Genomic DNA, 10,419 nt, shown 5'->3' with positions numbered 1-10,419 from the left:
CGAAGCCGACCGCGGCGGCGGCCGACAGCGGCGCGGCGCCGGCCCGGGCCAGCGGCAGGGCGGCGGCCAGGGCGGCCGGCTCCGGCGGCACCACCCACCCCGCCTCGCCCGGCACCACGCCCGACGGCAGGGTGGCCATCCCGTCGCCGGGGACCGCGGAGGCGACCGCCGCCGGCCCGGTGCCGGCCGGTTCCCGGGGGGTGTCCGCACCGACCAGGTAGGGAATGCCGCCGAGGGCGGTGCCGAGCACCGGCCGGCCGGCGGCCAGCGCCTCGATGATCACCGTGGGCAGCACGTCGTGCCAGGTCGAGGTGGCCAGCACCACCGCGCTGGACTCCAGCGCGGCGCGCACCCCGGCGCGGTCCAGCGGGCCGAGGAAGGTGACGTCGGCCCGCTCGGCGGCGGCCGCCTCGACCAGCGGGCGCAGCTCGCCGTCGCCGGCCACGCGCAGCGGGCCGAGCGCGCCGTCCGGGTGCCGCCGCCACGCGTCCAGCAGCAGGTCCAGCCCCTTCTCGGGGGAGAGCCGGCCGAGGAAGAGGAACCCCTCGCCGAGCGGGGCGGGCCGGCCCGGGTCGGGGATGCCGTTCGGCTTCACCACGATCCGCTCCGCCGGGATGCCGTAGTCGCGCAGGTGGTCGGCGACCGCCGAGGTGAGTGCCACGAACCGGTCGACCGAGCGCCAGGTGCCCCGGTGCACGGCCAGCGTGGTGGCCATCAGGGCGCTCTGCGCCCGCGACCCCCGGTAGCAGCGGTGCACGATCGCCGGCACGCCCAGCGCCCGCCCCCGGCAGTCCTGGCAGATGATCCCGTCCCGGAAGTACAGCCCGGAGGAGCAGACCTGCCGGTAGTTGTGCACCGTCTGCACCACCGGCACGCCGTGCCGGTGCGCCGTGCGCACCACCCAGGGCGAGAGCAGCGGGTACGGGTTGTGCAGGTGTAGCACGTCCGGCCGGTGCTCGGTGATCAACCGGCTGAGCTCCTGCTGGGCGCGGGGCGCGTAGATCGGGGAGATCGGCAGCAACGCCTTGGCCGTCTTCGGCATCGTCGGGATCTCGTCCGAGCTGCGCAGGAACGGCAGCACCTCGACGCCCGCCGCGGTCAGCTGGGCGATCTCGGCGTCGACGATGGTGTTCTCACCGGACGGCTGGGCTTCCCGGTACCGGTTGTGCGCCACCACGATTCTCACGGGAAAGAAGGCTACCGTTGTCTGATGCCCGAACTCCCGGAGGTTGAGGCGCTCGCGGGCTACCTGCGCGAGCGCGCGGTGGGGCGGCGTGTCGACCGGCTGGAGGTCGCCGCGATCAGCGCCCTGAAGACGTACGACCCGGCACCGACCGCCGCGGCCGGGCGCGCGGTGCTGGACGCCCGCCGGCACGGCAAGTTCCTGGACGTGGTGCTCGACGGCGACCTGCACCTGGTGGTCCACCTGGCCCGGGCCGGCTGGCTGCACTACCGGGAGGCCTTCCCCTCCGCGGCGCCGCTGCGCCCCGGCAAGGGACCGATCGCACTGCGGGTACGCCTCGACGACGGCTCCGGCTTCGACCTCACCGAGGCGGGCACCCAGAAGAAGCTCGCCGTCTACCTGGTCACCGACCCGGCGACGGTGCCCGGGGTGGCCAAGCTCGGCCCGGACGCGCTCGCCGCCGACCTGGCCACCTTCAGCGCCCGGCTGCGCAGCCGGCGGGGCCAGGTCAAGGGGGTGCTGACCGACCAGGCGGTGCTGGCCGGGGTCGGCAACGCCTACTCCGACGAGATCCTGCACGCGGCGAAGCTCTCCCCGTTCGCGATCACCGACCGGCTCACCGACGATCAGGTCGCGGCGCTGCACGAGGCCACCCGGCAGGTGCTCGGCGACGCCGTGCGCCGGTCGCTGGGCCAGAAGGCGGCGGAGCTGAAGGGCGAGAAGCGCTCCGGGCTGAAGGTGCACGCCCGCACCGGGCAGCCCTGCCCGGTCTGTGGGGACACCGTCCGGGAGGTCTCCTTCGCCGACTCCAGCCTCCAGTACTGCCCGACCTGCCAGACCGGCGGCAAGCCGCTGGCTGACCGACGGTTGTCCCGGCTTGTACGGTGAGTAACACCACGTCTTGGTTACGGAGAGGAATCGGACTTCCATCGCCGAACCTCCGGTCCGAGGCTCTTCCAGGGTGGCCATCCATCGGTATAGTGGCTCGGTCCCCGGCTTCCAAAGGGCACGGAGCCGGCCAGATCCCAGCCGCACCAGCCAGGCGCAATGTCCTCCGGGTCGGCGTCCGGGTGGGTGCCGCGTGGGAGACTGGGACGGTGGGCGACCCGGGCCCTCACGGCGAGTGAGCGGCACGTGTCATGCGGGAGGACATGGGTGAGGTGACGACAAGCCTCCAGCGCCCGGTAACCAACGAAGGCCGGAGCAAACTCGTGCGGCACGTCGACAGCTTCGAGATCCAGCCGCCGGCGCCGCCGTCCCACAACGGCGTACCCCGTTCGGCGTGGGCCCGCGCCCGCCGCCGGGTGTCGCGCTGGCACCGTCCCTACATCGCCCTGCTCCTGCTGCTCGACTTCGCGGCGGCGGCGGTGGCCAGCCTGATCGCCATCCAGGCCTTCGACCAGTCCCGGGCCGGCTTCTACAACGCGGAGCAGGACCCGACCTGGTTCCACACCGTCGCCTTCCTGCTGCTGCCGCTCGGCTGGGTGGTGATCCTCTGGGGCAACCGCGCCTACGACCGGCGCTACCTGGGCCTCGGGCCGGACGAGTTCAAGCGGGTGATCCGGGCCGGCGTGGCGGTCGCCGCCACTGTCTCCTTCCTCGCCTTCGCCACCAAGACCGACCTGTCCCGGTACACCGTCGGCACCGCCCTGCTCGCGGCGTTGATGTTGATCCTGCTGAACCGGATCCTCTGCCGCTTCGTGCTGCACGTGGTCCGGCGCAACATCGGCCAGGCCGGGCACCGGATGGTGCTGGTCGGCACCCTGCCGGAATGCCTCGAGGTCTACACCGCGGTCACCCGCAACCCCGCGGCCGGGCTGATGCCGGTCGCCATCCACGTCACCGACGGCTACGCGGCCGCCCGGGGCATGCAGACCCCGGTCCCGGTGTACGCCGGCCGCGACGTGCTCGCCCTGGTCCGCGAGGTCGGTGGCGACACCATCGCGGTCTGCGGCTCGGCCAGCGCCGAGCCGGGTGAGCTGCGCCGGCTGGCCTGGCAGCTGGAGGGCTCCGGCGTCGACCTGGTCGTCGCGCCGCAGCTGACCGACATCGCCGGTCCCCGGGTGCACATCCGCCCGATCGAGGGCCTGCCGCTGCTGCACGTCGAGGAGCCGACCCTGTCCGGGCCGGCGCTGCTGGCCAAGAACCTGATGGACCGGGTCGCCGCCGGGCTCGGGCTGCTGCTGCTGATCCCGGTCTTCGCGGCCATCGCGATCGCCATCCGGATCTCCGACCCGGGCCCGGTCTTCTTCCGCCAGCCACGGGTGGGCCACGAGGGGCGCACCTTCCGGGTGTGGAAGTTCCGGACCATGTACGTGGACGCCGAGGAGCGGCTGGCCAGCCTGGTCGACCAGAACGAGACCGACGGCATGCTGTTCAAGATGAAGCAGGACCCGCGGGTCTTCCCGGTGGGGCGCTTCCTGCGGGCCACCTCGCTCGACGAGCTGCCGCAGTTGATCAACGTGCTCTGGGGCGAGATGTCGCTGGTCGGGCCGCGCCCGCTGCCCGCCGACGACGGTGACTTCCTCGGCGACGTACGCCGCCGGCTGCTGGTCCGCCCCGGCATGACCGGGCTCTGGCAGGTCTCCGGCCGCTCCGACCTCTCCTGGGACGAGGCGGTCCGGCTCGACCTCTACTACGTCGACAACTGGTCGCTGGCGTACGACCTGAGCATCCTGTGGCGCACGGTCGGCGTGGTGCTCGCCCGCAAGGGTGCGTACTGACCCCTTGGCGTCGGGGTCCGGAGCCGACAGGATCTGGGCGTGGGTGGCAACCTCTCCGCCGTCTTCGGCGTCGTCTCGCTGGTCACCGCGCTGGCCGCGGCCCTGTTCGCGGTGGTCCGGCTGCGCGGTCGGCGGGGCATCGCCACCGCCACCCAGCGGGCCACCTACGAGGTGCTGCACACCGCCGGGCTGGCCGCCGAGCCGCTGCGGGCCGGGCTGAGCGCGGCGAACGCGGCGAAGGCCGTACGCCACCTGCGCGCCCTGGTGGGCGCGGTCGGGCTGGCCCTGACCGACCGGGCGGAGCTGCTCGCCCTGGACGGTCGGGGCGGGCACCACGGCGAGCAACTGCTCGCGGCGGCCCGGCGGGCGGTGACGGCCGGGCGCTCGACCGTGCTCGGCGGTGCGGAGCTGCACTGCGACCGGGTCGACTGTCCGGTCCGTGGCGCGGTGGTGGCGCCGCTGGCCGGCCCGGACGGTCGGGTGGTCGGCGCGCTGCTCGCGATCGCCGACGGCGCGCCCGCGCCCGGGCTGGTGCAGGCCACCCTGGAGACCGCGCACTGGGCCGGCAACCAGCTCGCGCTCGCCGAGCTGGACTCGTCCCGGGAGCGGCTGGCCCGGGCCGAGATCCGGGCGCTGCGGGCCCAGATCAGCCCGCACTTCATCTACAACGCGCTGACCGCGATCGGCTCGTTCGTCCGCACCGACCCGGAGCGGGCCCGGGAGCTGATCCTGGAGTTCGCCGAGTTCACCCGCTACTCGTTCCGGGCGCACGGGGAGTTCACCACGCTGGCCGAGGAGCTGCGCTCGATCGACCGCTACCTGACCATCGAGCGGGCCCGGTTCGGCGACCGGCTCCAGGTGCGCCTGCAGATCGCCCCGGAGGTGCTACCGGTGACGCTGCCGTTCCTCTGCCTGCAACCGCTGGTGGAGAATGCCGTCCGGCACGGGTTGTCCCGCAAGCCCGGCACGGGCATGGTGAGCATCGAGGCCCGGGACGCGGGCGCCGAGTGCCACATCACGGTGGAGGACGACGGGGTGGGGATGGATCCGGCCACGCTGACCGCCGGCATCGCCGAGCTGGCGGCCGGCGACCCGGGCGACGACCCGGGCCAGCACGTCGGCCTCTCCAACGTCGACGAGCGGCTCCGGTCGGTCTTCGGGGACGGCTTCGGCCTGGTCGTCGAGACCGGGCTGGGCTCCGGTACGAAGGTGAGCATGCGGGTGCCGAAGTTCCACCCAGGCGTACGGGCGGGCTCGTGAGCGCGAGGAGTGAGCCGGGCCTGCGAGCCCCTCAGTCGCGAACCGGGTCGGTGCGGTGAGCGAGCGGGGCGGCGCGGTGAGCGCCTCCGGGTTCCTCCGGGTGCTGGCGGTCGACGACGAACCGCCGGCGCTCGACGAGCTGGCGTACCACCTGCGGTCGGATCCCCGGGTGGCCCGGCTGCACACCGCCGGCGACGCCACCGAGGCGCTGCGGGTGCTCCGCGACGGCGACGTGGACGTGGTCTTCCTGGACATCCGGATGCCCGGGCTGGACGGCATGGAGCTGGCCCGGGTACTGCGCCGGTTCGCCCGGCCGCCGGCCATCGTCTTCGTCACCGCGTACGACGACGGCGCGGTGGACGCGTTCGACCTGGGCGCCACGGACTACGTCCGCAAGCCGGTCCGGGCCGAACGGCTGGCCGAGTCGCTGCGCCGGGTGATCGGCTCCCGGGTGGTGCCGTCGCACCCGGCAGCGCTGGCCCGGGCCGAGGAGGACCCGACCATCCCGATCGAGCTGGCCGGCACCACCCGGATGCTGCCCCGCTCGGCGGTGCGCTGGGTGGAGGCGCAGGGGGACTACGCCCGGCTGCACACCGCCGACGGCTCGCACCTGGTCCGGGTGTCGCTGGCCACCCTGGCCGAGCGCTGGGCGGACGCCGGTTTCGTCCGGATCCACCGGTCGTACCTGGTGCAGCTGAAGCTGATCGCCGAGCTGCGGCTGGTCAACTCCGGGTACGTCGTGGTGATCGACTCGACGGAGCTGCCGGTGAGCCGCCGGCACACCCGGGAGCTGAAGGACAAGCTGGTACGGGCGGCGAAGCAGGACTGGAACCGCTGACCCGGCCCCAGTCCCGCCCGCCCGCGGGCCCGCTGTCGTCAGGCCTTGATCTGCTCGGCGATCCGTACCGCCAGCGCCGTCAGCTCCTCGGCCGAGAGCGGCGCTTCCGGCTGGGCCGCGACGGCCTGCTCGTCGACCCCCACCATGTTGCTGATGCTCGCCTCGAAGGCCCGGTTCCCGGGCAGCTGGATCGAGACGATGTGCTGCACGCTGCCGTTCCGCTTGCCGGTGAGCGTCTCGACCTTCATCCGGAGCCCGCTCGGGGTCGTGCCTTCCTCGCACACCCGGTCGTACCGGCGGTCCCCGTGACCCGGCGGCAGTTCGCACGGCCAGTGGTACCCGGCGGGTTGGCCGGACCCGGCGCTTTCGAACAGGTCCGGTGAGATGGAGACGCCGAGGGGGCCTTTCCGGCCCCGGTAGACCACCCCGGATCCGCCGTACACGAAGTCGTCGCTGCCGTTGTGGCTGAAGGTGGGCGGCTGCCCGTCCGGCTTCCGGGGTTCGTCGACGCTGTCCGGGATCCAGAACCACCGGGCACCGGGCGCCACCTCACGCAGCGCCGTCTCGAACTCCCGGCTCAGCCGCTTCGCGCTGGCGTCGGCGCTCTCCGGGGTGTCGAAGACCAGCCGGAACCGGGTGTCCGGCGGGACGGGCGAGGAGGCCGCCGCCTGCGGCGGGACCGGCGCGCGGCCGGGCTGCCCACCAGCCGCGGCCATCCCGACGCCGCCGGCCAGCGCCAGGGCCAGCACGGCGGCCAGCGAGCCGGCCAGCCGCCGGGCAGCCCGGGCCCGCCGTTCCCGCCGGACGATGCCCGCGACGTCCACCTGGGCCGGCGGCGGCGTGCCGATCAACTCGTCGAACAACTGGTGACTCATCGGGTGCCTCCGGTCTGGAACTGGCCGCCGACGGCGGTGCGCAGGTTCGCCAACCCGCGCGCCGACTGGCTCTTGACGGTGCCGGTGGTGATGCCGAGCATCCGGGCGGTCTCCTCGACCGAGTAGTCGAGGTAGAAGCGCAGGACGAGCACCGCCCGCTGCTTGGGCGCCAGCGAACGCAGCAGCGCGGCGAGCCCGTCCCGGTCGGTCACCGTCTCCGGTGTCACGCCGGCCGGGTCCGGCACCGCCGCCCAGGACTGCTCCCGGCTGTGCCAGGGGCGGCGCCGCTCGTCGAGCCAGCAGCGGGTGAGCACGCGTTGGGCGTACGCCTCGCGGTTCTCCGCCCGGTTCACCCGGCGCCAGTTCCGGTAGAGCTTGGCGACCGCCACCGAGACCACGTCGTCGGCGGTGTGCCAGTCCTGGCAGAGCAGGTACGCGCTGCGCCGCCACCGATCCATCCGCTCGGCGACGAAGGCCTGGAAGTCGTCCTCGTCGGCCCGCCTCACCGCGCTGTTCCCTCTTCGCTGACCATCACGGCGGTACGACGCAGCGGTGTTCCGTCGAGGTTGCACGGCCGGCCACACCGTCCGCGCATCCGGTCCGGCCGAGTGGTCAAAGCGGGGCCCGCCGCACCGTACAGCAGTGCGGCCGGCCGGACGGCGCTCACTGACCCGCTGCGGGCCCGGTGCTGCGGAAGGTGCGGCGGTAGGCGTCCGGCGGTACGCCGACGGTGCGGTGGAAGTGCCGGCGCAGCGTCGTGGCGGTGCCCATGCCAGCCGCCTCGGCGATGGCGTCGATGCTGTCGTCGGTGTTCTCCAGCAGTTCCTGGGCCCGGCGGATGCGCTGCGTCGACAGCCACTGCAGCGGGGTGGTGCCGGTGGCCGACCGGAAGTGGCGGGCCAGGTTGCGCGAACTCATGTTCGCCCGGCGGGCCAGGTCCTCCACGGTCAGCGGGCGGTTCAGCCGCTCCATCACCCAGGGGAGCAGGTCAGCGAGCGGATGGTCGTCGCGGGCGGGCACCGGGGTGGTGACGAACTGGGCCTGGCCGCCGGCGCGGTGCGGCGGCACGACCAGCCGGCGGGCGACGGCGTTGGCGACCGTCGAGCCGTGGTCGCGGCGGATCAGGTGCAGGCACAGGTCGATCGCGGCGGCCTTGCCGGCGGAGGCGAGCACGTCGCCGTTGTCGACGTAGAGCACGTCCGGGTCGACCGTCACCCGGGGATAGCGGGCGGCCAGCGCCTCGGTGTGGGCCCAGTGCGTGGTGGCGCGCAGCCCGTCCAGCACTCCGGCGGCGGCCAGCACGAAGGCACCGGTGCAGAACGAGACCATCCGGGCGCCCGCCCGGTGGGCCGCGCGGACGGCGTCGAGCAGGTCGGGGGGAATTTCGGCGTCGATGTCCGCCACGGACGGGACGATCACCGTTTCGGCGCGGGCGAGCCGGTCCAACCCGTCGTCGGGTTCCAACCGGAACCTGCCGACCCGGACCGGGCCGGGGCCGCACACCACGAGGTCGTACCAGGGGTCCGCCAGGCCGGAGGGGTCGCGGACGAAGACCTCGCAGGCCATGGCGAGCTCGAAGTGCAGCATCCCGTCGGTGGCGGCGAGCGCGACAGTGGCCATGTCGGAAATTGTACGGGGGATGGCGTTCCAGACACTGGTCGGGTTCGGCCGCCACTGGGAGGCTCTCCTCAGTCGATCTTTTCGGGAGAGGAACCACAGATGGATTCGGGGCAGATCGTGGCGGTGTTCGGCGCGTACGGACACACCGGACGGTTCGTGGTGGCGGAGCTGCGCGACCGCGGGTTCGTCCCGCTCCTCCTCGGTCGCGACGCGGGCAAGCTGCGGGCGCTGGCGGCGCCGGGGCTCGAACACCGGGTGGCGTCGGTCGACGATCCGGCCTCGCTCGACCAGGCGTTGCGGGGTGCGGCAGCGGTCGTCAACTGCGCCGGGCCGTTCGCCTCGACCGCGGCTCCCGTGATCGAGGCCGCCCTGCGCGCCGGCATCCCGTACGTGGACGTGGCGGCCGAGATCGAGGCCAACGTCGACACGTTCACCCACTTCACCGAGCGCGCCCGGGCGGCGGGCGTCGCGGTGGTCCCGGCGATGGCCTTCTTCGGCGGGCTCGGCGACCTGCTGGTCAGCACGGCCATGGGCGACTGGACGGCAGCCGACGAGGCGCACGTCGCGTACGGGCTGAGCAGCTGGCACCCCACGGGTGGGACGCTCGCCTCCGGCACCGTCTCCCGGGACCGGCGCGACGGGCGACGGGTCCGCTACACCGGTGGTCGGCTGGAGTACTACGTCGCCGACAGTGACCTGCCGACGCTGGACTGGGACTTCCCCGCTCCGCTGGGCCGCCGGCCCGTCCTCGGCGAGTTCACCATGGCCGACGTCGTCACCGTCCCCAGCCACCTGTCCATCCCCGAGGTCCGCACGTACATGACCACCGGGGCGGCCAGTGACCTGGCGGCCGCGGACACGCCGCCGACCGCCGTCGACGAGCGCGGCCGGTCGGCGCAGACGTTCACCGTCGACGTCGTCGTGCGCTCCGGTGCGACGCGACGGCGCCTCGTCGCCAGCGGCCAGGACATCTACGCCATCAGCGCTCCGCTGGCGGTCGAGGCGGTGCGCCGCATTCTTGAAGGCCGGACGAGGACGAGCGGGGTCGCCTCCGCCGGCGAGATCTTCGACGCGCCCGACTTCCTCCGCGCCCTGTCCGCGCACATCTCGGTCGAGCCGCTTCAGGAGTCGCGTGCACCCCAGTTCGCCTGATCGCCTGGCGCAGAAATTTTTCCCCGGGTGGGAATAGGGGTCGCGTGTCGTACGCTGTACGGTACCCCGTACGAGAATGGAGGCCGCCTTGTTCGACGCCGCGACCGAATTCGACCGCCAACTCGACCGCCTGGTGGAGCTGGGGTACCCGGCGCTCGCCAACCTGACCGAGGACGCCTTCCGGGAACTGGTCGCCCCGCTGCGGGCGGCGGCCGTCGCCGGCACCGCCGGCCTGCCCGGGCCCACCGAGGCTCGGGTGCCGTTCCTGCTGGTGGTCACCCGTGACCTGGTGCCGGTGGAGGATCGGCTGGCGCGCACCACGCTGGCCGGCAAGCGCAAGCCCGGCTTCGTGGACCGGCACTACGCCGAGGGCGACCTGGCGACGTTCGACCCGATCAAGGAACTGGAGGTGCCCGAGGGGCCGGCGTACCTGCTCTTCGACGTCGACCGGGGCGAGGAGACGCTGAACTTGGCCCCGTCGGCCGCGATGGAGGTGATCACTGCGCAGGATCGGCTGCCGCTCACCATCGACGAGGGGCTCGCCTTCGTCACGCTCCACCCGGCGGCGCTGGCGAAGAACAAGTGTTTCTCGCTGGTCGGCTCGCGCTGCGGCGACAAGCGGGTGCCGGCGATCTGGATCAGCCAGGGCGCACCCAAGCTGGGCTGGTGCTGGTACGGCAACCCGCACACCTGGCTCGGCTCCGCCTCCGCCCGGCCGGAGCGGGTCGGCCTGTCCTGAGGCTGGCGGTGGGCGTCCCGGTGCTGCCG

10 protein-coding genes are annotated in these 10,419 nt (G+C 73.5%); 6 read left to right on the top strand and 4 right to left on the bottom strand.

All coding sequences use genetic code 11. The features are described 5' to 3' along the window. Window positions 1-1,186: glycosyltransferase family 4 protein (locus DLJ47_RS25245; protein ID WP_109903436.1), on the bottom strand; the 1,186-nt coding region annotated here is incomplete at its 3' end. 24 nt (window positions 1,187-1,210) lie between these two features. Here DLJ47_RS25245 and DLJ47_RS25240 point away from each other — a divergent pair. The 4 genes from DLJ47_RS25240 (at window position 1,211) to DLJ47_RS25225 (ending at window position 6,004) form a co-directional block, all read left to right on the top strand. Beyond that, window positions 1,211-2,071 (top strand): Fpg/Nei family DNA glycosylase, encoded by an 861-nt coding sequence (locus DLJ47_RS25240; RefSeq protein WP_109903434.1) that lies wholly within the window; start codon window positions 1,211-1,213, stop codon window positions 2,069-2,071. Between the two features lie 263 nt (window positions 2,072-2,334). Further along, window positions 2,335-3,906, top strand: a complete 1,572-nt coding sequence (locus DLJ47_RS25235) for a sugar transferase (protein ID WP_088996588.1) — start codon at window positions 2,335-2,337, stop codon at window positions 3,904-3,906. A 39-nt stretch (window positions 3,907-3,945) separates the two neighbouring features. Then, window positions 3,946-5,166 carry a sensor histidine kinase gene (locus DLJ47_RS25230; protein ID WP_109903432.1) on the top strand — a complete coding sequence of 407 codons (1,221 nt, stop codon included), beginning with the start codon at window positions 3,946-3,948 and terminating at the stop codon, window positions 5,164-5,166. A gap of 76 nt (window positions 5,167-5,242) precedes the next feature. After that, window positions 5,243-6,004, top strand: coding sequence for a LytR/AlgR family response regulator transcription factor (locus tag DLJ47_RS25225; protein ID WP_088998013.1), 762 nt, complete (start codon window positions 5,243-5,245; stop codon window positions 6,002-6,004). 38 nt (window positions 6,005-6,042) lie between these two features. On the opposite strand, the gene DLJ47_RS25220 is transcribed toward DLJ47_RS25225, so the two are convergent. The 3 genes from DLJ47_RS25220 to DLJ47_RS25210 all read right to left on the bottom strand — a co-directional run bounded on the left by DLJ47_RS25220 (window position 6,043) and on the right by DLJ47_RS25210 (window position 8,499). Beyond that, window positions 6,043-6,879, bottom strand: a complete 837-nt coding sequence (locus tag DLJ47_RS25220; protein WP_109903430.1) for a hypothetical protein — start codon at window positions 6,877-6,879, stop codon at window positions 6,043-6,045. Further along, window positions 6,876-7,385 (bottom strand): SigE family RNA polymerase sigma factor, encoded by a 510-nt coding sequence (locus DLJ47_RS25215; RefSeq protein WP_109903428.1) that lies wholly within the window; start codon window positions 7,383-7,385, stop codon window positions 6,876-6,878. Before DLJ47_RS25215 ends, DLJ47_RS25220 begins: the two co-directional genes overlap by 4 nt. Window positions 7,386-7,542: 157 nt before the next feature. Next, window positions 7,543-8,499 carry a helix-turn-helix domain-containing protein gene (locus DLJ47_RS25210; protein WP_109903426.1) on the bottom strand — a complete coding sequence of 319 codons (957 nt, stop codon included), beginning with the start codon at window positions 8,497-8,499 and terminating at the stop codon, window positions 7,543-7,545. A gap of 99 nt (window positions 8,500-8,598) precedes the next feature. Here DLJ47_RS25210 and DLJ47_RS25205 point away from each other — a divergent pair, with 99 nt between their 5' ends. Further along, a complete protein-coding gene (locus tag DLJ47_RS25205) occupies window positions 8,599-9,651 on the top strand; it encodes a saccharopine dehydrogenase family protein (RefSeq protein ID WP_109903424.1) in 1,053 nt (350 codons plus the stop codon). A 76-nt stretch (window positions 9,652-9,727) separates the two neighbouring features. Next, window positions 9,728-10,390, top strand: a complete 663-nt coding sequence (locus tag DLJ47_RS25200; protein WP_109903422.1) for a DUF5701 family protein — start codon at window positions 9,728-9,730, stop codon at window positions 10,388-10,390. Window positions 10,391-10,419 lie beyond the last annotated feature (29 nt).

The organism is Micromonospora sp. S4605, from assembly GCF_003176715.1.
GTDB lineage: Bacteria > Actinomycetota > Actinomycetes > Mycobacteriales > Micromonosporaceae > Micromonospora > Micromonospora echinaurantiaca.
Note: the sequence above shows the minus strand (reverse complement) of the source record. Positions and strands in the feature narration are given on the sequence as shown.

What these genes read in the sequence shown, in the direction of transcription:
- DLJ47_RS25240 (WP_109903434.1), top strand. Translation starts at nt 1,211, where the DNA reads ATGCCCGAACTCCCGGAGGTTGAGGCGCTCGCGGGCTACCTGCGCGAG.
- DLJ47_RS25235 (WP_088996588.1), top strand. Translation starts at nt 2,335, where the DNA reads ATGGGTGAGGTGACGACAAGCCTCCAGCGCCCGGTAACCAACGAAGGC.
- DLJ47_RS25220 (WP_109903430.1), bottom strand. Translation starts at nt 6,879, where the DNA reads ATGAGTCACCAGTTGTTCGACGAGTTGATCGGCACGCCGCCGCCGGCC.
- DLJ47_RS25210 (WP_109903426.1), bottom strand. Translation starts at nt 8,499, where the DNA reads ATGGCCACTGTCGCGCTCGCCGCCACCGACGGGATGCTGCACTTCGAG.
- DLJ47_RS25205 (WP_109903424.1), top strand. Translation starts at nt 8,599, where the DNA reads ATGGATTCGGGGCAGATCGTGGCGGTGTTCGGCGCGTACGGACACACC.
- DLJ47_RS25200 (WP_109903422.1), top strand. Translation starts at nt 9,728, where the DNA reads ATGGAGGCCGCCTTGTTCGACGCCGCGACCGAATTCGACCGCCAACTC.